Origin of the sequence: Gordonia otitidis, from assembly GCF_020735545.1 — a bacterium.
Classification (GTDB): domain Bacteria; phylum Actinomycetota; class Actinomycetes; order Mycobacteriales; family Mycobacteriaceae; genus Gordonia; species Gordonia otitidis.
On sequence record NZ_CP085974.1, the window covers coordinates 3294551 to 3320676 of the forward strand.

The 26126-nt window shown below is 65.7% G+C and carries 26 protein-coding genes; 18 read left to right on the forward strand and 8 right to left on the reverse strand.

From position 1 onward, the window contains the following. The first annotated feature begins 59 nt into the window (after nt 1-59). From LK459_RS15080 to LK459_RS15090, 3 genes are all read left to right on the forward strand, one after another. A complete protein-coding gene (locus LK459_RS15080) occupies nt 60-1721 on the forward strand; it encodes a flavin monoamine oxidase family protein (protein ID WP_227919269.1) in 1662 nt (553 codons plus the stop codon). Between the two features lie 29 nt (nt 1722-1750). After that, nucleotides 1751-2548, forward strand: a complete 798-nt coding sequence (locus tag LK459_RS15085) for a carbon-nitrogen hydrolase family protein (RefSeq protein WP_227919270.1) — start codon at nt 1751-1753, stop codon at nt 2546-2548. Nucleotides 2549-2875: 327 nt separating this feature from the next. After that, nucleotides 2876-3670, forward strand: coding sequence for a hypothetical protein (locus LK459_RS15090; RefSeq protein WP_227919271.1), 795 nt, complete (start codon nt 2876-2878; stop codon nt 3668-3670). Nucleotides 3671-3921: 251 nt separating this feature from the next. Here LK459_RS15090 and LK459_RS15095 read toward each other — a convergent pair whose 3' ends face one another. Continuing rightward, nucleotides 3922-4755: a DUF559 domain-containing protein gene (locus tag LK459_RS15095; protein WP_227919273.1), complete on the reverse strand. Its 834-nt coding sequence runs from the start codon at nt 4753-4755 to the stop codon at nt 3922-3924. Between the two features lie 49 nt (nt 4756-4804). Between LK459_RS15095 and LK459_RS15100 the strand changes: the two genes are divergently transcribed. From LK459_RS15100 to LK459_RS15110, 3 genes are read left to right on the forward strand one after another with little or no spacing between them, the layout of a single operon-like run. After that, a complete protein-coding gene (locus LK459_RS15100) occupies nt 4805-5176 on the forward strand; it encodes a hypothetical protein (RefSeq protein ID WP_227919275.1) in 372 nt (123 codons plus the stop codon). A 10-nt stretch (nt 5177-5186) separates the two neighbouring features. Further along, on the forward strand, nt 5187-6461 hold the full coding sequence (locus LK459_RS15105; RefSeq protein ID WP_227919277.1) for a DNA polymerase IV: 1275 nt from the start codon (nt 5187-5189) through the stop codon (nt 6459-6461). 50 nt (nt 6462-6511) lie between these two features. Further along, nucleotides 6512-7432 carry an esterase/lipase family protein gene (locus tag LK459_RS15110; RefSeq protein WP_407648801.1) on the forward strand — a complete coding sequence of 307 codons (921 nt, stop codon included), beginning with the start codon at nt 6512-6514 and terminating at the stop codon, nt 7430-7432. A 6-nt stretch (nt 7433-7438) separates the two neighbouring features. On the opposite strand, the gene LK459_RS15115 is transcribed toward LK459_RS15110, so the two are convergent. The 4 genes from LK459_RS15115 to LK459_RS15130 form a co-directional block, all read right to left on the reverse strand. After that, on the reverse strand, nt 7439-9070 hold the full coding sequence (locus LK459_RS15115; protein ID WP_227923778.1) for a SulP family inorganic anion transporter: 1632 nt from the start codon (nt 9068-9070) through the stop codon (nt 7439-7441). Between the two features lie 65 nt (nt 9071-9135). Beyond that, nucleotides 9136-9498 carry an ArsR/SmtB family transcription factor gene (locus LK459_RS15120; protein WP_007236935.1) on the reverse strand — a complete coding sequence of 121 codons (363 nt, stop codon included), beginning with the start codon at nt 9496-9498 and terminating at the stop codon, nt 9136-9138. Nucleotides 9499-9606: 108 nt separating this feature from the next. Then, complete coding sequence (locus LK459_RS15125) at nt 9607-10107, reverse strand: SixA phosphatase family protein (protein WP_007236936.1); 501 nt, start codon at nt 10105-10107, stop codon at nt 9607-9609. After that, on the reverse strand, nt 10104-10511 hold the full coding sequence (locus tag LK459_RS15130; protein WP_227919280.1) for a hypothetical protein: 408 nt from the start codon (nt 10509-10511) through the stop codon (nt 10104-10106). Before LK459_RS15130 ends, LK459_RS15125 begins: the two co-directional genes overlap by 4 nt. 60 nt (nt 10512-10571) lie before the next feature. On the opposite strand from LK459_RS15130, the gene LK459_RS15135 reads away from it, so the two are divergent. Further along, nucleotides 10572-11441, forward strand: a complete 870-nt coding sequence (locus tag LK459_RS15135; RefSeq protein ID WP_007236938.1) for a DMT family transporter — start codon at nt 10572-10574, stop codon at nt 11439-11441. 24 nt (nt 11442-11465) lie between these two features. On the opposite strand, the gene LK459_RS15140 is transcribed toward LK459_RS15135, so the two are convergent. Next, on the reverse strand, nt 11466-11924 hold the full coding sequence (locus LK459_RS15140; protein ID WP_227919282.1) for a flavodoxin family protein: 459 nt from the start codon (nt 11922-11924) through the stop codon (nt 11466-11468). 241 nt (nt 11925-12165) lie between these two features. Between LK459_RS15140 and LK459_RS15145 the strand changes: the two genes are divergently transcribed. The 4 genes from LK459_RS15145 (at nt 12166) to LK459_RS15160 (ending at nt 16377) form a co-directional block, all read left to right on the forward strand. Further along, complete coding sequence (locus LK459_RS15145) at nt 12166-13704, forward strand: CoA-acylating methylmalonate-semialdehyde dehydrogenase (RefSeq protein ID WP_227919284.1); 1539 nt, start codon at nt 12166-12168, stop codon at nt 13702-13704. A 5-nt stretch (nt 13705-13709) separates the two neighbouring features. Next, nucleotides 13710-14888, forward strand: coding sequence for an acyl-CoA dehydrogenase family protein (locus tag LK459_RS15150; protein WP_227919285.1), 1179 nt, complete (start codon nt 13710-13712; stop codon nt 14886-14888). Between the two features lie 46 nt (nt 14889-14934). Then, nucleotides 14935-15804 carry a 3-hydroxyisobutyrate dehydrogenase gene (gene mmsB, locus LK459_RS15155; protein WP_227919286.1) on the forward strand — a complete coding sequence of 290 codons (870 nt, stop codon included), beginning with the start codon at nt 14935-14937 and terminating at the stop codon, nt 15802-15804. 69 nt (nt 15805-15873) lie between these two features. After that, a complete protein-coding gene (locus LK459_RS15160; RefSeq protein WP_322590786.1) occupies nt 15874-16377 on the forward strand; it encodes an endonuclease domain-containing protein in 504 nt (167 codons plus the stop codon). A 172-nt stretch (nt 16378-16549) separates the two neighbouring features. Here the strand turns inward: LK459_RS15160 and LK459_RS15165 are convergent, their stop codons facing one another. Both LK459_RS15165 and LK459_RS15170 read right to left on the reverse strand, forming a co-directional pair. Further along, entirely contained in the window at nt 16550-17053 is a 504-nt protein-coding gene (locus tag LK459_RS15165) for a MarR family transcriptional regulator (RefSeq protein ID WP_007236944.1), read from the reverse strand. A gap of 65 nt (nt 17054-17118) precedes the next feature. Then, a complete protein-coding gene (locus tag LK459_RS15170) occupies nt 17119-17766 on the reverse strand; it encodes a TetR/AcrR family transcriptional regulator (RefSeq protein ID WP_227919287.1) in 648 nt (215 codons plus the stop codon). Nucleotides 17767-18034: 268 nt separating this feature from the next. Here LK459_RS15170 and LK459_RS15175 point away from each other — a divergent pair, with 268 nt between their 5' ends. The 7 genes from LK459_RS15175 (at nt 18035) to LK459_RS15205 (ending at nt 26056) form a co-directional block, all read left to right on the forward strand. Then, nucleotides 18035-19591: an amino acid permease gene (locus tag LK459_RS15175; RefSeq protein ID WP_227919288.1), complete on the forward strand. Its 1557-nt coding sequence runs from the start codon at nt 18035-18037 to the stop codon at nt 19589-19591. A 50-nt stretch (nt 19592-19641) separates the two neighbouring features. After that, complete coding sequence (locus tag LK459_RS15180) at nt 19642-20493, forward strand: urea amidolyase associated protein UAAP1 (protein ID WP_227919289.1); 852 nt, start codon at nt 19642-19644, stop codon at nt 20491-20493. A 66-nt stretch (nt 20494-20559) separates the two neighbouring features. Continuing rightward, the gene (locus tag LK459_RS15185) at nt 20560-21228 is read left to right on the forward strand and encodes an urea amidolyase associated protein UAAP2 (protein WP_227919291.1); all 669 of its coding nucleotides are present in this window, start codon (nt 20560-20562) and stop codon (nt 21226-21228) included. A gap of 29 nt (nt 21229-21257) precedes the next feature. Beyond that, nucleotides 21258-23333, forward strand: coding sequence for a 5-oxoprolinase/urea amidolyase family protein (locus tag LK459_RS15190; protein WP_227919297.1), 2076 nt, complete (start codon nt 21258-21260; stop codon nt 23331-23333). After that, a complete protein-coding gene (gene atzF / locus LK459_RS15195) occupies nt 23330-25018 on the forward strand; it encodes an allophanate hydrolase (RefSeq protein WP_227919299.1) in 1689 nt (562 codons plus the stop codon). Before LK459_RS15190 ends, atzF begins: the two co-directional genes overlap by 4 nt. A gap of 494 nt (nt 25019-25512) precedes the next feature. Continuing rightward, nucleotides 25513-25740, forward strand: a complete 228-nt coding sequence (locus tag LK459_RS15200) for a hypothetical protein (RefSeq protein WP_007236953.1) — start codon at nt 25513-25515, stop codon at nt 25738-25740. A 121-nt stretch (nt 25741-25861) separates the two neighbouring features. Continuing rightward, the gene (locus LK459_RS15205) at nt 25862-26056 is read left to right on the forward strand and encodes a hypothetical protein (protein ID WP_007236954.1); all 195 of its coding nucleotides are present in this window, start codon (nt 25862-25864) and stop codon (nt 26054-26056) included. Nucleotides 26057-26126 lie beyond the last annotated feature (70 nt).

A 26126-nucleotide genomic window follows, 5' to 3' on the forward strand; every position in this document is an offset into this window, starting at 1 on the left:
TGTGCGTGCACTCGGCCGTGAACCCCCCGCGCCGGCGCGCGAGCCCATAGGGTTGACGGGTGCAGCCCGACGCACCCGTCACGATCTTCGGCCCCGACTTCCCCTTCGCCTACGACGACTGGGTCGCCCATCCGGCCGGTCTCGGCACCGTGCCCGACGACGCACTCGGACAAGAGGTCGCTGTCATCGGCGCGGGCATGGCAGGGATGGTTGCCGCGTACGAGTTGATGCGGGTCGGTCTGCGGCCGGTCGTGTACGAGCCCGATCGCATCGGCGGACGGCTGCGCTCCGAGCAATTCGTACCGGGTGAGCCCGAGGTCGCAGAACTCGGCGGCATGCGGTTCCCCGTGTCGTCGAGCGCGTTCTTCCACTACGTCGATGCACTCGGTTTGCGTTCGCGCCCGTTTCCCAATCCGCTGACCGAAGCCGCGGGCAGCACCGTCATCGATCTCGGTGGCGAGACGTTCTACGCCAGGACGCTCGACGACCTGCCGCCGATCTACCGCGAGATCTCCGACGCCTGGGATTCCGCCCTCGAACGTATCGCGGGATTCTCCGCGCTGCAGAAGGCGATCCGCGTCCGCGATACCGCCACGCTCAAGTCGATGTGGAACGAGCTCGTCCGCGAGTGGGACGACCGCAGCTTCTACGACTTCCTGGCGACGTCGAAGGAGTTCGGTAACGCGACCTTTCGGCATCGAGAGTTGTTCGGGCAGGTCGGATTCGGCACCGGCGGTTGGGATTCGGACTTCGGCAACTCGATGCTCGAGATCCTGCGCGTCGTCGTGACGAACTGTGACACCGACCAGAGGTTGATTGTCGGTGGGGCAGAACAGGTCCCGCGTCGCCTGTGGTCGTCGACTCCGCACCGCATCGCGCACTGGCCAGTCGGGACCAGCCTGTCGACGCTGCACAGCGGTGCACCGCGCGCGGGCGTGGCCGCGATCCGTCGGCTCGGACCCGATCGTATCGAGGTCACCGACCGTTGGGGAGACTCGCGGGTGTTTTCCGCGGTCGTCGCGACGTGCCAGGCGTGGCTGCTCTCGACGGAGATCGAATGCGACGAATCGCTGTTCAGCCAGGATCTCTGGATGGCGCTCGACCGCACCCGCTACATGCAGTCGTCGAAGACGTTCGTCATGGTCGATCGTCCCTTCTGGACCGACACCGATCCGACGACGGGCCACGACGTCATGAGCATGACCCTCACCGATCGCCTCACGCGTGGTACCTATCTGTTCGACAACGGACCTGATCGTCCAGGAGTCATCTGCCTCTCCTACACGTGGATGAGTGACGCGCTGAAGGTTCTGCCGCACCCCGTCGACCGGCGCGTCGAGCTCTCGTTGGCCGCACTCAAGAAGATCTACCCGGACCTCGACATCGCGTCGCACATCGTCGGCCGACCGATCACGGTTTCCTGGGAGGACGACCCCAACTTCCTCGGCGCGTTCAAGGGGGCGCTGCCCGGGCACTATCGCTACAACACCCGGATGTACAACCACTTTCACGGTCAGGAGCGTCTGCCCGACGCCGAGCGTGGCATCTTCATCGCGGGCGACGACGTGTCGTTCACGCCGGCCTGGGTCGAGGGCGCGGTACAGACCGGCCTCAACGCCGTGTGGGGCGTGATCGCACACTTCGGCGGTGCGTCGAATCCCGAGAACCCGGGTCCCGGAGACGTGTTCGATGATCTCGGTCCGATCGACATCGGACCATGAGCGAAGGCGCCGATCAAAGGAGGACGTCAGTGTCTACGACTAGATTACGAATTGCGTTGTGGCAGTGCGAGTCTGTTCCCGACGATGTCGAGGGGAATCTCGAACGTCTCGAGGAGACGGTCGTCGACGCCGCAGCGCAGGGCGTCGACCTGGTGATCACCCCGGAGATGTACCTGTCCGGCTACAACCTCGGGCCGACCGCTGCGCGCCGTCTCGCCGATCCGATCGGGGGTCGACTCGGCGATGCCGTCGGCGACATCGCGCGTCGCGCGCAGGTGGCCATCCTCTACGGCTGCCCCGAACTCGACGGCGCCAGCGTCTACAACACGATTCGGCTGGTCGACGCAAATGGCGTTTCCCTTGCGTCGCACCGGAAGACGCATCTGTTCGGTGATATCGATCGTGAAGCCGTTGCGCCCGGGCAGTTGCAGGCTCCGGTGATCGCTCTCGGCGGATGGAGCCTCGGGCTGCTCATCTGCTATGAGGTCGAATTTCCTGAAATGGTCCGCGATCTCGCAATCCGGGGTGCCGAGGTGATCTGTGTACCGACGGCGAACATGCCCGAATACGACGCGGTGCAAACGGTACTGCTACCGGCTCGCGCGCTCGAGAACACCGTGTACGTGACGTATGCGAACTACTGCGGCGTTGAAGGTGATCTCGCGTACGGCGGGCTCAGTGAGGCCGCCGGTCCAGACGGAAAGGTGCTCGCGCGAGCCGGCGGCAAACCCGCCCTGCTCGTCGTCGATGTCGAGCGCGGCGTGCTCGACGACGCTCGCGAACGGTTCACCTATCTCGCCGACCGTCGGTCCGATTCGCTGGCGTAACCCACCACGTTCGGTTGATGTCGCATCCTCGCTGACGTCAACAGCGCGTTTGTCTTAGTAACGCGCATTGTTCGGTATCGGCGCTGGTCGGAGGGGTTCCGATGAGACGCTTCGGCGAATGTGTCGATTGTCACGTCGGTGTCTGGACATGACGTAGGTCGTGTTCTACCTTTACCTACGGGTCAGTAAGCTACCGGCTGGTAGCCACGTTGCCAGGGGTCACTTCCACCATGCAGGTGTCGGCATGAGCATGCGCTCTCATGAGCGGGGTGACCGCTTTTCGTGCTGATCGTCTTTCCGATCAAGTATCGACGAAAGGGTGGGACCATGATCGAGACGACCAGGGGTATCGGGGTGCCCACCCATGCGGGACACGTGCGATCGAGGGGTTCGCGCTCGTCCGGGGTTGAGCAGCAGGGCAGGGGTGCACGGCGGCCGCAGCGTGCCCGTGCATTCCTGAGGCCGACAGTGCTGATCGAGGCGATCGAGGTCGAAAAGCTGGTTGTCATACCGGGACTCGACGTTCTGCTTGCCGAGCAGCAACGCTTCGGCCTGGTTGACGAGACGTCGGCTGCGTTGACGCAATCGGTCGAACGGCACGAGGCCGCGGTCGACACGTTGATCGGTATGTTGATCGACTCGATCGGCGACGACGACAGTGCCGCAGAACAACTCAACAACGCGCCTGCCGTACTACCGGTTCGTGCGTTGCAGAGCATCGTCGACGACTATTGCAGCGGCAGCGACGCCGCAAAGGTCGACATGGTGCGGTTGGCATTCCTGTTCGTCGCGGTCCACGCGCTGACCGACCCGACGAACTGTGCGACAGCCTCGCGCAATCTCAATCTCGTTCCGCCGCCACTGCATCGCGACCGAGCGATCCTCGGCAGGATAATGGCGCACGCACTGCCCACGTTCAGTCCGCGTGACCGCGATCTGTTCGCGGTGTTCGTCAGTAAGGCGAGTGCGTTCTTCGCCGTTCCCACAACGCATCCCCCGACACCCGACGTCGACGGGGTGACCGACCTTGCGATCCTCCGCTACAACCCGCACGCCCTGCGCACCAGCTGCGAGCACATCGGACTCGGCCGCGGAGCCGTCCGCGTCGCGGGGCTGGGGTAGCCCGGGAACCTCGCCGACGGCACCGCATTTGACGCCGACAGCACCGGAAACCTCGCCGACAGCACCGCATTTGTCGCCGACGGCACCGCATTCAACGTCGACAGCACCGGGATTGTCGCCGACAGCACCGTATTCAGCGTTGACGGCACCGGCATTGTCGCCGACGGCACCGGGAACCTCGCCGAGAGCAGCGCATTTGACGCCGACGGCACCGCATTCAACGTCGACGGCACCGGTCATCGAGCCGTGTGTCAGTACAGCGCGCCGCGCTCGCGCAGTGCGGTTCGGATCTTGTTCATCACTTTGTCCGGGTTGGTTCGCAACTCGTCCTTGCGGACATGGATCACTGTCCACCCGAGCTTGCGGAGCCGCGCGTCGCGCTTCTCGTCGCGCGCGATCTGTTCGGGCGTGGAGTGGAACTCTTCTCCGTCGTACTCGACGGCAATCTTGGCCTCCACGTAGGCGAGATCGACTCGAGCAACGAAATCGCCGAACTCGTCGAAGACTTCCCATTGCACCACGGGCAAAGGCAACCCGGACTGGACCATGAACAACTTCAGCCACGCTTCCAGCGGTGACTCGCCTTTGCCATTGATGAACGGTATGAGTGCACGGAGCTGTCGGACGCCACGCCGGCCTTTGCGCATCTCGGCCATCTGCGTGAGTTTGGGGATCGAGAACGACGTGGCACGCGCCAGATCCTCGAGTTGCCCGAGCGCGCGGAAGTCGGGCCGGCGTCGACCGAGGTCGTACGCAGTGCGCTCCGGAGTCGTGACGCGCATGCCGTCGACCGTGGTGATCTCGTCTTCCTTCAGGTCGGTACGGATGATTCTGCGCGACCGCCCTGGCCGATTGCACGCCGTCGGTTCCCTGAACAATTCGATCTCGAAGTCACCGTCAAACCATGTGCAACCATGCAAGATCGACGCCGCGACACCGCCGACCACGCACCCGTCGGGCGCGGATGCGACAGCTGCCGCTATTCGGGCGCGCGCATCGGGCACTGACGTCCGGGGTACATAGACCGAACCGTGCAGCCGCATGAACTCTGCGGCGATCCGCTCAGGTGACAGGCCGCGGTTCACGAGATCGCGTTTCGAGGCGGCTTCGGTGGGAGGGTGATGAGGAGGGTTCATGCCACATCTGACGCACAGAATGTGCCTTTGGCTCCCTCACCTCCACACTTTCTTCTCGAGCTTGGTGCTGTCGGCGTCGAACCGGGTGCTCTGGGCGCGATATGCGGTGCTGTCGGCGGGGAACGCGGTGCTGTCGGCGTCGAATCCGGTGCTGTCGGCGGGGAACCTGGTGCTGTCGGCGGGGAACCTGGTGCTGTCGGCGGGGAACCTGGTGCTGTCGGCGGGGAACCTGGTGCTGTCGGCGGGGAACCTGGTGCTGTCGGCGGGGAACGCGGTGCTGTCGGCGGGGAACCTGGTGCTGTCGGCGTCGAATCCGGTGCTGTCGGCGGGAAAACCGATGCCGTCGGCACGGCGGCCCGCGCGACCGTAGGCTTTGAGACGTGAGCACGGATCGGCCGAACCGTTTCCGGTGGCTCCTGCACATCGATCTCGACCAGTTCCAGGTCTCGGTCGAGCGGCTGCGGAGTCCCGAGCTCGTCGACGTCCCGATCATCGTCGGCGGGAACGGGGATCCGTCCGAGCCGCGCAAGGTCGTGACGTGCGCGTCGTACGAGGCCCGCGGCCACGGTGTCCGCGCCGGGATGCCCTTGCGTGCAGCACACCGCAAACTGCCGGACGCCGTGTTCCTCCCTCTCGACACCGACGCGTACGATGCCGCGTCGGCCGAGGTCATGGACACGATCCGCGGTCTGGGACATCCCGTCGAAGTCTGGGGATGGGACGAGGCGTACGTCGGTGTCGACGCGATCGACGACGCGACCCACGCCGCCGAAAATGAGGTCGGCGATGTCGAGATCACCGACATCGCGGCCCGCATGCGTATCGCGGTACTCGGCGCCACCGGTCTCGACTCGTCGGTCGGCATCAGCGATAACAAACAACGCGCGAAGATGGCGACGGAGTTCGCCAAGAAACCCGCGCGACTTCCCGACGGCGACCGCTCGACGTTCCTGCCGGTTCAACCCCTGCCCGAAAAGGTCTTCCTGCTCGACGACCGCAATTGGATCGAGCTGATGGGTCAGCGGCCGACACGAGATCTGTGGAGTGTCGGACCCAAGACCTCGGAGAAACTCGCTGCGCACGGCATCCACACCGTCGACGACCTGATCGCGACCCCACGCGACGACCTGATCGCCACCTTCGGTCCGCACCAGGGCAATTGGCTCTACGTGCTGTGCCGCGGTCGAGGCGACGCCACCATCACGCAGGAGCCATGGGAGGCCCGTTCGCATTCCAAGTCGCGGACCTTCCCGTCCGATCTGACCTTGGAATCCGACAAGCATTCCGCCGCAGAAGAATTGACGCGTGAACTCCTCGACCAGGTCGTCAGTGAGGGACGTACGCCGTTCCGGGTGGCGGTCACGGTCCGGACATCGACCTTCTACACGAGGACCAAGTCACGTAAACTCGCCACTCCGACCGTCGAACTCTCGCAGCTGACATCAGTTGTCATCGACCTCCTCGACCGCTTCGACGCCGACCGGCCCGTACGACTGCTCGGCGTCCGCATGGACCTTCTTCCCCTCGACGACGGACCAGCTCACGACGAACCAGGTCACGACAGGTCACTCGACGCCGCGCAGCCCGCGGACGCACCCGCACGCGACACCCCAACGGCAGAAACAGATCTCGACCGGTTAGACGAGGTGACATGACTCGGCAGAACACAATTCGACGACGCTGCGCGGCGGCGACCGTCTCGACAATGATCGCGGCACTCGCGCTGCTGATCGTCCCGAACACGGCCGACGCCGCGCCACGACTTCCGGTGACCTACAACTTCCTCGATGGCGCGCGCGCCGAACTCGCGCACCCCGGCGGCTCGCTGCCGGGAACCAACGACTTCTCCTGCCGTCCGACGGCCCGCCATCCCCGGCCCGTCGTCCTGGTCCACGGCAGTGGTGGTGGCCGACAGACGAATTGGGCCACGCTTGCCCCGGTGTTGGCCAACGAGGGCTACTGCGTTTTCGCCCCGACCTACGGAGCGTTGTCGACGCAATGGCCCGTGTCCGCACTCGGCGGACTCGGCCCCAAGGACGACAGCGCCTGGCAACTGAAAGCGTTCATGGAGAAGGTACTGGCGGCCACGCGCACCCGACAGGTCGACGTCGTCGGACACTCCCTGGGCACCGAGATCCCGACCTATTGGATGAAGTACCTCGGTGGACGCGGTCAGGTGGCGCACTATGTGTCGCTCGCGCCGTACTGGCGCCAGGGGCCCGACGACGACGACGCCAGGGGCGAGGCCGTCGCGCAGTTCCGGCAGTCGCTCGGAATCGCGGCGCCGAGACGCCCCGACTGCCCCGAATGTGTGGCGCCCCCAAGCAACCTGGACTTCAATCATGCGGTCCGCCAGCCGACTCCCTACCTTCCGGGAGTGCGCTACACGAACATCGTGACCAGGTTCGACGACATCGTCACGCCCTACTGGGTCGGTCTCCTGCCGGGTGGTCCTGGAACAACGGTGCGCAACATCGAATTACAGGACGGCTGCGACCGTGACTTCGCCGACCACCTGTCGATCGTGTCCGACCGTAGGGCCGTGGCGCACGTTCTCAACGCTCTCGACCCCGCACATGCGCGGCCGGTCCCGTGTGACTTCGTGCCGCCGATCACCGGCGGATAGCGCTGGTCAGGACACGCGTTCCTGGGCCACGTGTTCGCGTGCATGGGCGACGGCGTCGTCGAGGTTCGTCATGAGGTGATTCTCGTGTCGCAGTTCGTCGATCACACCGACGCCCTCGAGCAGCTTGAGGTGATCGTCCTGCACGCCCTTGATGATGACGGTGATGCCGCGTTTCTCCAGGTCGGACACGATCTCGGCGAGGGTGTGCGCGCCCGTGGCGTCGAGCATGCCGAGATGTGACATGCGGATGATCACCACGCGGACGGTTGCATCGGTGTCTGCGCCTGACGCGATGGTTGCCGAGATGCGCTCTGCCGCACCGAAGAACATGGCACCATCGAGTCGCAGCAATGCGATGTGGGCATCGCCGGGTTGTGCTGGACCCGGTAGCGGCTCGCGTGTCACGCTCGACCGCTTCGCCACCTGACGTAGCGCGAAGAACGCTGCCACCACGATGCCGATCTGTACCGCCTCGATGAGGTCGAAGCAGACGGTGATGATCGCGGTCACGACGAAGATCAGTGCGTCAGATCGTGTCGAGCGCATGATCTTTCGTACCGTCGACCCGGAGATCATCCGGAAACAAGTCACCATCAACACGCCCGACAGTGCCGCGAGTGGGATCTGCGAGACGGGGCCGGTGGCCAGATACACCACGCCGAGCAGGAACAGGGAATGCACGATCGCCGACACGCGTGTTCGTGCGCCTGAACGCACGTTGACCGCGGTACGCGCGATCGCGCCCGTCGCGGGCATGCCACCGAACAATCCCGAGGCCACCGACGCGAGTCCCTGACCGGTGAGTTCGCGGTCGGGGTCGTACGGTCCGGTCGGCGACATCGTCGCAGCCACCCGTGCCGAGAGCAGCGACTCGATGGCGGCGAGAGCAGCGATCGCCAGCGCTGCACCACCGAGCGATTGCATCGCGTCGATGTCGAGGTGCGGAAGAATCGGTGCCGGCAGATGCGACGGCAATTCGCCGATCCGGCGCACCCCGACATGCGCGAACTGCACGATGAGGGTGACGACGATGACCGCGGTGAGGGATTCGGGGATCGCGCGATGGATTCTGGGCAGCCCGACCATCAGGAGCGCGATCACCGCCACCACACCGAGTGTCTTTGCTGCGACCGCCCAATCTGCATGCGCCACAACATGTATGGCTGCGGGCAGAGTGCGCTCGCCCTTCGGGGCGTCGGCGCCGAACGCGGCGGGTACCTGCTGCAGGAAGATGATGATCGCGATACCGAGGGTGAAGCCTTCGATCACCGGCCACGGGATGAAGGTCACCGCGCGCCCGAGTCCTACTACTCCGGCGATCAGGACTATCAGACCGGCGAGGATCGTGACCAGGGCGATCGAGCCGAGGCCGTGACTGGCGACGATGGGTGCGAGGATCACGGCCATCGCGCCGGTCGGTCCGGACACCTGGACGTGCGAACCACCGAAGATGGCGGCGACCAGACCGGCCACGACTGCGGTGATCAGACCGGCGGCGGCTCCGACTCCCGAGCTGATGCCGAATGCCAGCGCCAGCGGTAGTGCGACCACACCGACCGTGATTCCGGCGAGGATGTCCGACTTCCAGGAGTGTCGAAGGCCGCTGTAATCGGAGCGGTTCGGTAACAGGTGCAGCAGTCGTTGTGGGTGGACAGCCTGTAACCAGGCCGGGGTGTGATTGCCCGACCCGGTGGTTGCGGTACTCACTGCTTGACGACGGGCGGCAGAGCAGACATCGCGTCGAGCTGGTCGCGCTCGGCGCCCAGCGTATCGGCCAGGAAGCCGCGCGCGGTCACGAGAAGGTCAGCGACCTTCGGGTTGGCGAGTTCATAGAACACGGCGTTGCCGACGCGTTCGCTGTGCACCACGCGATGTCGTTTGAGGACGGCGAGATGCTGCGACATCGTCGTCGGCTCGAGGCCTGTGATCGTGAGCAGCTCGCTGACGGGTGTCGGGACCCCGTTGGAGCTGAGTACCTCGAGCACGCGGATGCGGACCGGGTGTGCGAGCCCCTTGAACAGGTTCGCCTTGATTTCGTAGAGCGGTTGCGGCCAGCTGCTGGGCATGTGCCGACCTCCTTGGTGCATCGATCGGATAGTGGCTTAATGGATTAAGCAATTCTGCAATCCATTGATAGCACTTGCGGTCACGAAGGTCGAGTCAGGTGTGAGCTATCACGCTTCGCCGCGGGGTACGCGGACGCCGAGGAGTTCGGCCTCGGGGTCGGCTTCGAGGCCGAGGCGATCCCAGTCGAGACCGACAGAGACGACAGCGTATGCCGAGGTGGGGAACCGTTCGATGTACCCGTCGGGGTCGAGCGCGAGCGCAGTCTGCGGCATGCCGGGCTCGTGCCCGACGACCAGCAGCGTCGACGCGTCCTCCGGGGCGTACACGCGGATCGCTTCGAGAATGTCGAACGGCGTTCCGCCGTAGATCTCGTCGAGATAGGTGACCGGAGCGGACACGCCCGTGCGCTCGAGTGTCTGACGGGTTCTGGTGGCGGTCGAGCAGAGCACGGCGTCGACCTGTAGGTCTTCGGAACGAATCCATTCGCCGGCGAGCGCTGCCTCTCGGCGCCCCCGATCGGCAAGCGGACGCTCGTGATCTGCAACGCCGGACGGATACCCCGACTTTCCGTGTCGCATCAATATCAGCGTGCGCGGCCCGGTACTCATGCGATGTGTCGAGTGCTGCTGCGGTCGCCGCGGAGCCGGGTGTCGGCGATGCGCAGCACGGTGACGGTGGCTCGCCACGCCGCGGACTCCTGGCGACAGAACTGCGCGTGCTCGTCGTCACCACGTATCGACGCCTCGTCGGCCTCGGCGTCGAACTCGTAGGCCTCGTCGAGGCAATCCGCGATGACCGAGAGCATCGCCGCATGGTCGGTACGCGAGGAGTCGAGGACGCGTGCAATCGCCTCGGCGTCGAGTGTCGCGAGCTGTTCGAGTTCGGTCCGGAACCAGGAGATCGCCCGTGCGGCGCCAGTCGGAGCGTCGTGCAGCCCGGCGTCATCAGCGCGGGTGGGACGTCCCGTGGTTACGTGGTTCATGGCACCGTCGGCGTGCTGTGTGTGCCGCATGACTTCAGATTAGTGCGCGAGTACGACGCAGAGTCGCTGCGACACCACTAGCCTGGTGCCGTGCATTCCTGGGTTCCCGCGCTGCTCGCCATCTCTGCAGCGCTACTGATCGCAGGGGGAACCGTGCTGCGGCAACGCGCCTCCAGGGCGTCAGGAGCCATCACGCCGGGCTGGTGGCTCGGTGCCGGGATCGCCATCGCGGGCTTCGTGCTGCAGGCCTCGGCTCTGGGACTCGGCTCGATCCTGCTGGTCCAGCCGCTGGTGGTGCTTGCGGTCCTGTTCGCACTGCCTCTCGAGGCGTGGGCCGACCACCGTCATCCCAGGCTCAAGGAATGGGCGTGGGGCGCCGTCCTGGTCGGCTGTGTGGCGACCTTCCTGCTGATCTCGCGACCCGAACCCTCGCTTCGACGGCCCAACGACGCTGTGATGTGGGGGACCGTCGTCGCCGTGGCAGCGGTCGTCGTGGCATGCGTCGTGTTCGCCGAGCGGTCGAGTCCGCATTACCGAGCGTTGTTCTACGGGCTCGCCGCGGGCACGTTGTTCGGTGTGTCTGCGTTGCTCATCAAGACCGTCGTGTATCAGATGACCCACGACTTCTTGCACACGTTCGCCAAGCCGGAGCTCTACTTGCTGGTACTGGTCGCCGCGGGTGCTGTGCTGGCGCAGCAGAAGGGGTTCGGGGCGGGAGACCTCCAGACGTCGTTCCCCGCGATGAACGTCATGGAGCCGGCCGTCTCGATGGCACTCGGGGTGATCCTGCTCGGCGAGAATCTGAAGGTGTCGGTGCCCACGGCGCTGTTCCTCGGCATCGTGTTGGCGGCGATGGTCCGCTCCGTGGTGGAGCTGGCGAAGCTCTCGGCAGTCAGGGGAGAAGAACTCGAGGCGCAACGACGTGAGTCGACTGTTGCGCCGATCCGCCGGGTGGCGTGACGCCCGACGAGGACGGTGCGCCCCTCAGACCGTGACGCCCCCGATCACGCCGGTCAGGCTCTCGGCCCACTCGGCTGCAGCTTTCGCCGGTTTGATCGACGACGAGTTGTCGTGCCGGAAGTGCTGGCCGACCTGTGTGGCGCCCTGCCGGGTCAGGAGCTCCGCCATCAACTCACCCCCACGGTTGAAGGTCTCGCCGTAGATCGTGTCGCCGAGCCCGAATACGGCGAATCGAATCCCGGACAGATCGGGGGTGGTTTCGGTGATCTCCTCGGCGAACGGTTCAGCACCGGTCGGCAGCTCACCCTCGCCGTACGTCGAGCAGACGATGATCAGAAAGTCCGACGGGTCGAGATCATCGACGGCGAACTCGCTCATGTCGTAGATCGACGGGTCGTGCTCGGCCGCCAGGACGTCGGCGATGGCGTCGGCAACGAGCTCCGAGTTGCCGGTTTCGGTGCCGTAGAGGATGACGACGGACACGATCTGCTCCTTGGGTGTCTCGAGTGGATAAGGGTGTCGGCGCACTCATCACGCCGCAATCAAAGAAAGGCTACCCTAACCTACTCGCGGTCGGGGTGGGCGTCGGTGTTGCTGGAGCAGACCGTTTACGAAATTACTTGGATGTCCTAGTATATGCGGGACAGAGTCCGCATGGTCTCGATCATGGCGACCTCTCGTGTACGAACCCAGAACATCCACCAACCAGAACAGGTGAAGACCGGTGACTGCTTCAGCTCCCTCCGTACCGTCCATCCCGCACTACCTCGGCGGTGAGCGCGTCAGCGTGACCGACGGCCGTCAGGCCGACGTGTTCAATCCGAGCACCGGTGCAGTCCAGGCAACCGTCCCCCTGGCGAGTAGCGACGAGGTCGCAGCGGCCGTCGCCACGGCCGTCGAGGCGCAGAAGGAGTGGGCTGCGTGGAATCCGCAGCGCCGTGCTCGCGTGATGATGCGGTTCGTCGATCTAATCAATCAGAACGCCGACGAGATCGCCACGACGCTCTCGCTCGAACACGGCAAAACCCACGCCGACGCGCTCGGCGACATCCAGCGCGGCGTCGAGGTCATCGAATTCGCCATCGGCATACCGCATCTCATCAAGGGAGACTTCACCGAGGGCGCTGGCGCGGGCATCGATGTCCACTCGATCCGTCAACCGCTCGGCGTGGTCGCGGGCATCACCCCGTTCAACTTTCCTGCGATGATCCCGCTCTGGAAAGCCGGTCCGGCGCTCGCGTGCGGCAATGCCTTCATTCTCAAGCCCAGCGAGCGCGATCCGTCGGTTCCCGTCCTCCTCGCCGAATTGTTTACACAGGCGGGGCTTCCCGACGGAGTGTTCCAAGTTGTGCACGGCGACAAGGAGGCTGTCGATGCTCTGCTCAATCATCCCGATGTGAAGGCGCTCGGCTTCGTCGGCAGCTCCGACATCGCGCAGTACATCTACTCCACAGCCGCAGCCAACGGCAAGCGCTCACAATGCTTCGGCGGGGCGAAGAACCACATGATCATCATGCCCGACGCCGACCTCGATCAGGCTGCGGACGCGCTCATCGGCGCCGGGTACGGCAGCGCAGGCGAGCGCTGCATGGCGATCAGCGTCGCGGTGCCGGTGGGTGAGCAGACCGCAGAACGTCTGCGCGCCAAACTGATCGACAAGGTCAACGGTCTGCGCGTCGGCCACAGCCTCGACCCGAAGGCCGACTACGGGCCGCTCGTCACGAAGGCGGCACTCGAACGCGTCAAGGGTTACATCGGCAAGGGCACCGAGGAAGGGGCCGAACTCGTCATCGACGGCCGCGAACGCGCCAGTGACGAGCAGACCTATGGCGACGACGACCTGTCGAGCGGATTCTTCATCGGACCGACCCTCTTCGACCACGTCACCAAGGACATGTCGATCTACACCGACGAGATCTTCGGCCCGGTGCTGTCGATCGTGCGCGCTGCAGACTACGAGGAAGCGTTGGCGCTCGCCTCGGATCACCAGTACGGCAACGGCGTCGCGATCTTCACGCGCGACGGCGACGCCGCCCGAGATTTCACCGCACGCGTCGACGTCGGCATGGTCGGTGTGAACGTCCCGATCCCGGTGCCGGTGGCCTACTACACATTCGGCGGCTGGAAGCGTTCGGGTTTCGGCGACCTCAACCAGCACGGACCCAGCTCGATCCAGTTCTACACCAAGACCAAGACGGTCACGTCGCGGTGGCCGTCGGGTATCAAGGACGGTGCTGAGTTCGTGATCCCGACGATGGACTGAGTGGGATGACCACCACGACATCCGCCATACCGACCGGCGGCCTCGACGACGACGAGCGCGTCATCGTCGAGACCGCAGCGGCGTTCGCCGCCAAAAAGCTGGCGCCACACGCACTCGAGTGGGATGCCGACGATCACTTCCCGGTCGACGAGCTGCGAGAGGCCGCTGAACTCGGGATGGGTGCCATCTACTGTTCGGAGGACGTTGGCGGCAGCGGACTCCGCAGACTCGACGGTGTGCGCATCTTCGAGCAGCTCGCCTACGCCGACCCCGCCGTTGCGGCATTCCTCTCCATCCACAACATGTGTACCTGGATGGTCGACAGTTACGGCACCGACGAACAACGAGCACAATGGATTCCGCGATTGGCGAGTATGGAGACCATCGCGAGCTACTGCCTGACCGAGCCCGGCGCCGGCTCCGACGCCGCAGCCTTGTCGACACGCGCGGAGAAGGTCGGCGACGAGTACGTGCTGACCGGCGTGAAGCAGTTCATCTCGGGCGCCGGGTCGTCGGATCTGTACGTCGTGATGGCACGCACCGGTGGCGACGGACCGAAGGGCATCTCGACATTCCTCGTCGAAAACGGCTCTGACGGACTGAGCTTCGGGGCGCAGGAACACAAGATGGGATGGCACGCGCAGCCGACAGCGCAGGTCATCCTCGACGAGGTGCGCGTGCCCGCAGCCAATCTTCTCGGTGGGCAGGAGGGTATCGGTTTCGGTATCGCGATGAACGGACTGAACGGAGGTCGGCTGAACATCGCGGCGTCGTCGCTCGGTGGCGCACAGGCCGCCTTCGACAAGGCGGCAGCCTACGTCGCATCGCGGAAGGCCTTCGGGAGCAACCTCATCAACGAGCCGACGATCCGCTTCACGCTCGCCGACATGGCGACATCGCTGCAGACCTCCCGGCTGATGCTGTGGCATGCGGCGTCGGCTCTCGACGCCGGGGCAGTCGACAAGGTCGAGCAGTGCGCGATGGCCAAACGGTACGTCACCGACTCCTGCTACACCGTCGCCGACCAGGCCCTGCAACTGCACGGCGGTTACGGCTACCTCACCGAATACGGGATCGAGAAGATCGTCCGGGACCTGCGCGTCCACCGGATTCTCGAGGGGACCAACGAGATCATGCGCGTCGTCGTCGGCCGGTCAGTGGCTACCCGATTCCGCGACGCATGACCAACACGTCAGCATCACAACCACTTTCAGCTCAGGAGAATCGACAATGACGACGATCGCCTTTCTAGGACTAGGCAACATGGGCGGGCCCATGGCCGCCAATCTCGTCAAGGCAGGCCACACGGTCCACGGCTTCGATCCCGTACCCGAGGCGGTCAAGACCGCCGAGGCGAACGGGGTTCTGACCTTTCCCACGGCGGTCGAGGCCGTGGCGGTCGCCGAGGTCGTGATCACGATGCTCCCGAACGGGGCGATCGTGAAGAAGCTCTACGATGAGATCCTGCCGGCAACGCCGACGGGAGCCCTGTTGATCGACAGCTCGACGATCTCGGTGGCCGACGCCCGCGACATCAATGCGCGCGCTGCAGCTCTCGGCTTCGCACAGGTCGACGCACCGGTGTCCGGTGGTGTGCGGGGTGCCGTCGCGGGAACCCTGGCATTCATGGTGGGCGGCAGCGAGGAGGCGTTTGTCGCGGCGCGGTCCACCCTGGAGCCCATGGCGGGCAAGATCATCCACTGCGGCGAGACCGGCGCGGGCCAGGCGGCAAAGGTGTGCAACAACATGCTGCTCGCCGTGCAGCAGATCGCCGTCGGCGAGGCCTTCGTCCTCGCGGAGAAACTCGGACTGTCCGACGAGGCGCTCTACGACGTCGTGACCGGCGCGACCGGGAACTGCTGGGCGATCGAGGCGAACTGTCCGGTACCGGGACCTCAGCCCACGTCGCCCGCGAACAACGAGTTCAAGCCCGGCTTCGCGACCGCGCTGATGAACAAAGACCTCGGCCTCGCGCTCGACGCCATCGCCGACACCGGCTCACGCGCTCCACTCGGCGAGCACGCCGCCGCGCTGTACAAGTCGTTCGCCGAGCAGCACGCCGATCTCGATTTCTCGGCGATCATCGAGACGTTGCGCTGACCTGCGGCCGGGGCGCCAGATGCCGCGAATCCGTATGACCTACTGACCGGAAAACCGGGCCGTGCCGGCGTGAAGCGGCACCGGACAACGTCGACCGACCTCACAGTGCTCGAAGCCGCAGTGGTGCTGGGGCTGTCGTCCATGGATTCGGCGCTGCTCTCTGGTCGGGTGACGCTCGACTCCCTCGACGCTGCGCACGCCCGCTACCCGGGGCGTCACGGTGCGCCGCTGGTACGTGGCTACCTCGACCTCCTCGCCGACGGCACGCGGTCAGCGGCCGAGCGGGTCATGACGTCGATCCTGGACGGGGCAGGCATCACCGGGTGGGTCGCGAACCTGCCAGAGGGCGGATACGTGATCGACGTCGCCTTTCCGGCAGCAAAGCTCGCCGTCGAGGTCGACGGTTTCGCATATCACCGCGATGCCAAGGCGTTTCAGCATGACCGCACGCGTCGCAACGCACTGACTGCCCGGGGCTGGACGGTACTGAACTTCACCTGGGCCGATCTGATCGAGCGGCCCGACCACGTGATCAACCTGATCGCGGCCGCGCTCGACCGCTCGGCGGCGTGAACCGCACGACGACGGACTCGTGCCCGAGCCCGCCCCACCGCGCACGGGCAGTATGACAAACTGCCCGTGAACCCGGGGCGTGCGTCATACGGATCGGCGGTGCTGCCCGGCAGTATGACGATCAGCCCGCGAACCCGGGATGTCCGTCATACGGAACGACGAGGACCGTGAGTCAGAAGTCCCCCGCGTGATGGCGCAGCGACTGGATCGCCGAGACCAGTCCGCCGATCTCGGACTCGTCCATCCCGACGTCGGAGAACACCTCGCGATTGAGTGTCGTCGTCGCATCCTCGACTGTCGAGCGGCCGAGGTCGGTGATCTCGACCAGGGTGGTGCGGCCGTCGGTGGGGTGGGGGAGGCGTCGGACCAGCTGTGCTTCCTCGAGTCGTCGAATCGCGTGGGTGACGCTCGTGACGTGTACCTGGAGACGGTCGCTTGCCTTGGTGATGGGCAGCGCGCCGTTGCGCGAGAACGCCAGAAGGCGTAGCAGTTCGAACCGTGAGAACGTCAGATCGTAAGGGCGCAGCGCTGTTTCGACTCGGCCCAGCAGGATCTGGTGTGCGCGCATCACCGACGTGACTGCGACCATCCCCTCGGCGACGTCGCCCCATCCGGCCGAGGTCCAATTGGCCTTCGCCTCGGCGATCGGGTCGAACTCCATACTGTGACCAGCCATGGGTGTCAGCCTATCCGCCCCGTCCCGATGGTCGCGCACTGCTGACCTGGCTGGTCCCGCCGTCCTCACCGCAGCGGCGGTTGCACCATCAGCATCTCGATCGCGCCCACGATCGTGTCGGCGAGGTCCGCTGCGGTGCGTTCGCCGAGGTCGCCGCGCTGCTCGTCGGAGCGAAGCATGATCACCGATTCGACGAGGCGAAAGGGGAGGAGGGAGCGTGTGTCCGACGGGTCGTCGATCGCCGCGGCCGCCAGGGTTTCGTATGCTGCGGCGAGTTCTGTTCGCGCCGTGCGAAATTGAGTGAAACGTTCGTCGCCGACCTCGGGTAGCAGATACAGCGACCCCAGGTTCCACCGCTCGTCGACGAGTTGCGCGACGTCGAAGCGCGCGAGATCGAGCAGTCTGTTGAGCGGTGCGCGGTCGTCGGCCAGTAGCTCTCGTGCGCGCTCGAGAGAGCCGACAACGGTCGCGTCGAGGAGCGCGGCGAGAATGTCGTCCTTGGTCGTGAAGTAGTGGTACATCGACGCCTGGCGGATGCCGACGGCTTCGGCGATCATGCGGGTCGACGTTCCGGTGTAACCGTGGCGGCAGAAGAGTTCGGCAGCAGCGTCGAGGATCTCCTCGCGCGCTGTTGCGCCCCGTCTGCGTTGCTCGACGAGACGCGGTCTGCCGGGGCCGGTCGCTGCTCGGCCCGGCCGGGAGGCAGTACTCATGTCACGCTCTCTCGCTGTTGGGTCGTCGGACCTCGGTGCGGAGGTCAACTGACGAGATCGGCCTCGTCGAGTCTAGTCGAGCACGCATGACGCCAGGTTCGGGCGTCGTGCACACCTCGCTGCGTGTACCCGGCACGCGTAACACGCCTGTAGCGCGAGTTTCCACGCCTGCAACATAACTGTCACTCGATAGAAAAAGCGCAAGAGTTATCTATCAACTGGCAGATAAACCAGCTCACCGTGGAGCCTCACCGCAAAGGACCGATCGATGACCTCCACCGCTCAACCCCCCGCACAGCCGGCACACGCAGGCACGCACACGCCCACCACGGGTGCCGATGCCGACGACCTGTCCGAGTTCGGCTACGACCAGCAACTCCACCGATCGCTGGGCAAGTTCGCGTCGTTCGCGGCCGGATTCTCGTTCGTCTCGATCCTGACCACGATCTTCCAGCTCTTCGGCCTCGGGTTCGGCTTCGGCGGTCCGGCCTTCTTCTGGACCTGGCCGATCGTCTACGCAGGCCAGTTCCTGGTTGCGCTCTGTTTCGCCGAGATCGCCGCGCGCTACCCGATCTCCGGCGCCATCTACCAGTGGTCGCGCCGTATGGGTGGTGAGGTGATCGGCTGGTTCGGCGGCTGGTTCATGATGATCGCGCAGATCGTCACCGCCTCGGCCGCAGCGATCGCGCTGCAGGTGGTGCTGCCGAGCGTATGGGGCGGTTTCCAGATCATCGGCGACGACCCCACCCTGACGTCGACGTCGGGAGCGGCGAACGCCGTCCTGCTCGGCTCGATCCTGCTGATCGCCGTGACAGCGATCAACTGCATCGGCGTGACGTGGATGAGCCGGGTCAACAGCATCGGTGTCACGTGTGAACTCGTGGGAGTCGTCGCCGTTGTCCTTGCACTGTTCACCCACGCCAAGCGCGGTCCGGGCGTCGTCTTCGACACCGGCGCGCCGGGACAGCAACCGGGCTACATCTGGGCGTTCATCGTTTCCGGTCTCATGGCGGCCTACGTGATGGTCGGATTCGGCTCGGCGGGCGAACTCGCCGAGGAAACCCGCAACCCACGCCGCGTCGCGCCGCGCACCATCCGGATGGCACTGACCGTGTCGGCGATCGGCGGCGGGCTCATGCTGCTCGGCGCACTGATGGCCGCACCGACGCTCGACGACGAACTCGCCACCGGCGGTCTGCCGTATGTGCTCGACTCGGTCCTCGGCGGTTTCTGGGGCAAGGTGCTGCTGTGCGACGTCGCGGTGGCGATCTTCATCTGCACCCTGGCCATCCAGACGGCGTGTTCGCGTCTGATGTTCTCGATGGCACGTGACGGGCGACTCCCGTTCTCCGACAAACTCGCCCATGTCAACACCCGCACCGGTACCCCGATCCTCCCGTCCATCCTCATCGGAGTGCTCTGCATCGCGATCCTGGTGGTCAACGTCGGCAACTCCGCGATCTTCGCGACGCTGGCGAGTGTCTGCATCATCCTGATCTATCTCGCCTACCTGGCGGTCACCGCACCGATGCTGTACCGCCGCTTCCAGGGCTGGCCGTCCGGCGGCGTCCAGGTCGACGCCGAGGGCAAGAAACTCTTCGGGCTCGGGCGCTTCGGCATCGTGGTCAACCTGCTCGCGGTGGCCTACGGAACGCTCATGGTGATCAACCTGGCCTGGCCGCGCGCCGAGGTCTTCGACCCCACGGGTGAGATGCCCATCCTCCGGTGGGCCGGACCGATCTGCATCGTCGCAACGGTTCTCGTCGGCATCGCCTGCTACCCGCGTGGCAAAGAGCATCCCAAGCCGGTCACCGCCCCCGCGTGATCGCTTCTTGCGACGACACATTCATCGACACATTCCCGGAAGGGGTCATCATGACCAACTCGACAATCACCTCCACTGCCTCGACCGCAGGGGCCAAAGCCCACGCGCGCTCGCAGGCCGGCGCCATCACCGACTCCATGCCCGTGGTGCCCGCGACCGACTGGCCCACCCCGCCCGCCGACGTCGATCCGGCGTCGTTGATCTGGGCTGAAACCGTGCCCGGTGGTAGGTACACGACCAAGGTGCTCGCCCGCGGAACGCGAATCCGGTTGCGCGACATCACCGGTGATGCATGCGCACACCTGCTGCTGTGGCGCGCGGACGCGACATGGGAGCGGCTGAACGTCGCCGACACCGTCAAGGTGCCCTGGCAGGCCTACCTCACCACAGGGCATCCGCTGCTGAGTGATCAGGGTAGGGTGCTGGCCACCGTCGTCGCCGACCGCAGCGCCCGTCACGATGCGCTCGCGGGCACGACGACACTCGCCGACAACAGCGCGAAATACGGTGACGGAGCAGTGCACTCGACCACACCCGCAGGCCGCGAACTGCTCAAGCTGGCCGCTGCCAAGAACGGACTCACACCGACCGACGTCGCACCGTCGGTGTCGTTCTTCGAAGGCGTCCGTGTAGACGGCGACGGAGCCTTCGAGTTCCAGGGAACCGCAGGCGCCGACACCAGCGTCGACCTACTCCTACACCTGCCGTGCATCGTGGCCCTCGCCAACACCGCGCACCCGCTCGACCCGGCGCCCGACTTCCGTTCCGGGCCTCTCGAAGTGCTCGCCTGGAAGGCAACCGACGATCTCGACGCCCTGCTCGCCGATGTCGCCGACCGTGACCCCGAGTACCAGCGCGCCGTCGCGAACAGTGAAGACATCTACGGCGCAACGTATTTCTGACCACCTGTGGTTGAGCGACCCGCCCGACGAGCGGCGTCGACACCACATCACACCCGAGGACCAACCATGACCACCACGATCGACCACACCACAGCCCCCGCCGCAGACCTCGCCCTCGTGCCTGGAGAGGTGATCTACGACGGCATAGTCGGCGAACGCGCGCCCTGGGCGGAAGTCGTTGCCGCCGGCGACGTCTTGACCATCGTCGACCTCCACGGCAACCAGGCTGTCGACACACTGTTCTACGGCGGCCACGACCACTCGATCCGTTACTCCGCACAGACGACCATCGCCGCGCAGGGCAATATCTTCCTCACGACCGGAACGGTCATCCGCGACCAGGAGTCTCAGCCGATGATGACGATTGTCGCCGACGAGGTCGGTAACCACGACACCCTCGGCGGCGCGTGCTCGCAGGAGTCCAACACGCTGCGCTACGGCCACCACACCAAACATCAGCACGCGTGCGTCGAGAACTTCCTCATCGGCGGCTCCCGCCATGGGCTCGGGAAACGCGACCTCGTCGGCAATGTCAACTTCTTCATGAACGTGCCCGTCGACCCCGACGGTGCGCTCGGCATCGTCGACGGTCTCTCGGCCCCCGGCAAGCGCCTCGCGCTCCGCGCGGACGTCGACACCCTTGTTCTCGTGTCGAACTGCCCGCAGATCAACAACCCGTGCAACGGATTCGACCCGAGCGCCGTCCGCGTCATCGTCACGCGTCCGCAGAGCTGAGTCGACGACGCCGCGTCCGAGGAGACGAGATGAACAGCAACACAACTCAGCCTGACGCCGTCGAGGTGCTGCGCGCCGGGCCGATGACCACCATCCAGGACTGGCCCGGCCGCGTCGGCTACTGGAAGGTGGGGGCCCCACCGTCGGGTCCGATGGACGATCTGTCGTTCCGCTTGGCAAACCTGGCGGTCGGCAACCCGGCCGCCGCCGCGGGACTCGAGGCGACGATGATGGGACCGCGACTGCGCTTCGGTGCGGCGACCACCGTCGCCGTCACGGGCGCCCCGGTTCCGGTCAGCATCGATGGTCGTTCTGTGCCGCAATGGGTTCCGCTGCGGGTGCCCGCCGGCGGAGTGCTCGACGTTGGTGCGGTCGGATCGCTCGGCCTACGCGTGTACGTGGCGGTTGCCGGGGGCGTTGAAGCCGAGAACTATCTGGGCAGCCGGTCGACGTTCACCATGGGCCGGTTCGGTGGACTCGACGGTCGCGTGCTCGCCGACGGCGACGCTCTTGCCCGCGCGGCCATGCCGACGGGCAGCCCCACCCGTATCCTCACCGAGGAGCAGCCCGCGCTGACCAACGCCTGGCAGCTCGGCGTGACCGTCGGACCTCATTCGGCGCCGGAGTTCTTCACTCCCGACGACATCGACACACTGATGGGTACCGACTATGAGGTCCATTTCAACTCCGACCGCACCGGGATTAGACTGATCGGGCCCAAACCGCAGTGGGCGCGAACCGACGGTGGCGAAGCAGGACTGCATCCGTCGAACATTCACGACAACGCGTATTCCGTTGGTGCGCTCGACTTCACGGGCGACACCCCGATCCTGCTCGGACCCGACGGTCCCAGTCTCGGTGGTTTCGTCTGTCCGGTGACGGTCGCAGCCGCTGAACGGTGGAAACTCGGACAGCTCAAGCCGGGCGACACGGTGCGCTTCGTCGCGGTCAAGGCCACGCAGACAGCATCACCCGCAGAACTCGGTCTTGCTCGGCGTGCCTGTTTCGTCGACGTCCTGTCGCGCGCAGGGGATGCCGACGCCGGAATCCTCGGGCGGACCACCACAGCTGATGGCACCACCACGGTGACCTATCGGCGTAGCGGTGACGACAACATCCTCGTCGAATACGGCGACATGCGGCTCGATCTCGCCCTGCGTGCTCGCGTCCATGCCTTGGCCGAGCGTATCGGGGCGGAGAAGCCCGCAGGGTTGATCGATCTGACCCCCGGCATACGATCGCTACAGGTGAAAGCGGACCCGACGACGTGGTCGCAACAGGCCATGCGGGACTGGTTGATCGAGTGTGAGAGTCAACTACCGGCCGCATCGGAGCTCGTGGTACCCAGTCGCACTGTGCACCTGCCGTTGTCGTGGGACGACCCCGCGACGCGCGAGGCGATCGAGCGGTACATGCTCGGCGTACGATCCGACGCACCGTGGTGCCCCTGGAACATCGAGTTCATCCGCCGCATGAACGGACTCGACTCGGTCGACGACGTCCACCGCATCGTGTTCGACGCCGATTACCTCGTCCTCGGTCTCGGTGACGTCTACCTCGGGGCGCCCGTGGCCGTTCCGCTCGACCCACGGCACCGTCTCGTGACCACCAAGTACAACCCGGCACGGACGTGGACGCCGGAGAACGCTGTCGGGATCGGTGGCGCCTACCTGTGCATCTACGGCATGGAAGGTCCAGGCGGCTACCAATTCGTCGGCCGTACTACGCAGGTCTGGAACCATCGGTACCCGCAACAGGCTCCCGGATTCGAGCCCGAACACCCATGGCTGCTGCGCTTTTTCGACCGCATCAAATGGTATCCGGTGAGCGCCGAGGAACTGTTGGACATGCGCGCCGACGTCGCTGCGGGACGAGGTGACAGTGTGCGCATCAGCGAGGGAACGTTCTCGCTCGCCGAGCACGAGCGCTTCCTCGCCGAGAATGCGCGCGACATCGCGTCCTCGCGGGAGGAGATGGAGCGCGCGCGAGCCGAGGAGCGTGAGAGGTGGTCTCTGGCAGGTGAGTTCACCAAGGGTGCAGCCGGGGGAGACGTCGACAAGAGCAGCAGTGACACGGGTGACGAGCCGAAGGGGAAGGTCGCATGAGCAAGGTCGACGACACGTATGCGCGGATCGAGGCGGCCGACCGGCCAGAGGTGTTCATCTCGCTGCGCCCGCTGTCCGAGGTCGCGCTCGAGTTCGAGGCCTCGATGGCCGCAGGCGGGCCCCTGGCCGGAACGATTCTCGCGGTCAAGGACAACGTCGACGTCGCCGGGCTGCCCACCACCGCAGCGTGTCCCGGCTACGCGTACATACCCGATGACGATGCGCCGGTCGTCGCGGCGCTACGAGCGGAGGGTGCGGTCGTGATCGGGAAGACGAACCTCGATCAGTTCGCCACCGGTCTCGTGGGCACGCGCAGTCCTCATGGTGCCGTGCGCGATTCACGACGCCCCGAGCGCATCTCCGGTGGTTCGAGTTCGGGGTCGGCAGTCGCCGTCGCGCTCGGTTTCGCCGACATCGCGATCGGCACCGACACCGCCGGTTCGGGGCGAGTGCCCGCTGGACTGCAGGGGATCGTCGGCATCAAGCCGACGGTGGGCGCCATCTCGACCGACGGAATCGTGCCTGCCTGCGCCGACTACGACGTCCCGACGATCTTCGCAGCCGACCTCGACCTGGCAAACCTGGCGACCGCCGCAATGGCCGCGGCCACGGGTCCGCGGCCATTCTCCAGCGGGTCGTCGTTCGCGGCACCGGAGGCACCGGTCATCGCGGTTCCCGCGGAGCTGCCGGAACTCGACGACCGCTGGCGCGCGGCGTTCGGCGAGGCCGTTGTCGCCGCCGAGGCTGCGGGCTGCACGATCAAGACGATCGACCTGGCACCCTTTCTCGCCGCAGCGAAACTGCTGTACGAGGACGCGCTCGTCGCCCAGCGATACGATGCAGTCGGTGAGTTCGTCGACGGTGCAGCCGATTCCGCAGAGGTCGGACTCGATCCCGTTGTGGCACAGATCGTGACGAAGGCATCCGGCTACACGGCGGTGGATCTGCTGCGTGTCCGGCGCCGACTCGCCGAACTGAGGTCGACTGCGATGGACGCGTGGGGTGACGCGACGGCTCTCATGGTTCCGACGGCTCCCTGTCATCCGCGGATCGACGAGGTGGCCGACGATCCGATTGGCGTCAACAGCCGGATGGGTACCTACACCAACTTCTGCAACCTGTTCGACCTCTGTGCGCTGGCGGTTCCGGCGGGCGTCGTCGACGAGACCGACGGGACGCAGGCGCAATTCGGGATCACACTTCTCGCGGGTGCGCACGAGGACGCGGTTCTCGTCGACCTCGCGCGGCGCCTGTCGGTGACGGCATCGGCTCCGCAAGCTGTCATCTCGTCGGCGATCGACCCGGCGTGGAGTGAGCGGGTCGCGCCCTCGGTCGAGCTGGCCGTGTTCGGCGCGCACATGCGGGGTGGGCCGTTGACCCACGAGCTCAGCGAGCGCGGCGCACGCTGGAACGGTGAAGTGCGGACAGCAGCGTCGTATCGCCTTGTGGCACTGGACACGACACCGCCGAAGCCGGGCCTGGTCCGTGACGGCGTCGATGGCCGGTCCATCGAGGGGGAGTGCTGGGTGCTGTCGCCCGCCGCGCTCGGTGAGTTCCTCGCCGCGCTCCCACAGCCGATGATGCTGGGCAAGGTCGAACTCTCCGACGGACGCTGGGTGGTCGGGTTCGGATGCGACGTCGAATCGAGCGCGCAGGGTGAGCCCATCGATCGGACGCGGTGGTGAGGTCGAGGCGTGGAACCGTGCGTCGGCGGTAGGCGCGCAGCAAGCGGCTGTTCACGCGCGCGCAGCGACGAGCACTGCACAAGCGCGATAGGTGCTGCCGCCACCGTCGACTCTCGTCGTGAGCCGATCGTGTCATACCACCGACGTACGATGAATATCGAAAGACCCTACACCGCAGCCTGATACGGCAAACTCGGTCACAATCGGCCTCCGAGACGTCGAATTCCCGGGGCCCCCGACGCTCACACGGCACCAACGTCCGGGACGCTCACACGGCACCAGCGTCCGGTACGACGTCGTCAGATTCCTCTTCGGTCAGATTCCTCTTCGTCTGTTGCAGGCACCGACCAGAGCGTCGACACCCTGGCTCCTTGCTGCGGTTCCTCTGGGGTGACCCTGGTACTGCGACGGCTTTTGTTACAACGGAGGGGTCCGATAACTCGACTACCCCGATCACTCGACTGTCCCGATCGCTCGACTACGAGGAGATGACGATGAGCCAACCGATCTCCGGCGAGGACCTACCCGAGGGCGTCGTCGACCCTGAAGCACCGCTCGACGACGAGCCCGGCGAATCGCTCGCCGACGACGCGCCCCTGGACGCTTTCGTCGACCCGCTCGCGGGTGTCCAACCGCCACAATCCGACGACGTGCCGAGCGCCGATTACGTCGAGCAGCACCTCGACGTCGACGAGGACGAACCCGCGCGGCGCGACGACTGACCGTCCGAACCCGTTTGGCTACAGTGGAGCCACCGACGCAGGTACGCCCAACACACGTCGTCGGCCGCTCGCTCGCTCGTGTGTCAGCGGACGACGACGGCCCGCGCGCTAGGAGGAAGTCATGGCGATCGACCCCGCAAAGAGCAAAGCCGTCTCGCAGGTTGTGCGCGAGAATCCTGGGATGAGTCTCGTGGCGATCTCGCCGGGCATCGTGGTCTTTCTTCTCGTCGGCATCTTCACCAATTGGTTCCTGGCGATCGTGCTCGGCATCGTCGTGCTGGCGGGCGGCTACTACCTGCTGACCCGCCAGAAATGAGCAGGGCATAACCGGTGCGAGTACGACTGCGGGCACGTAACTGTCGCGCGTGGGAGACGAGGCCTCGACG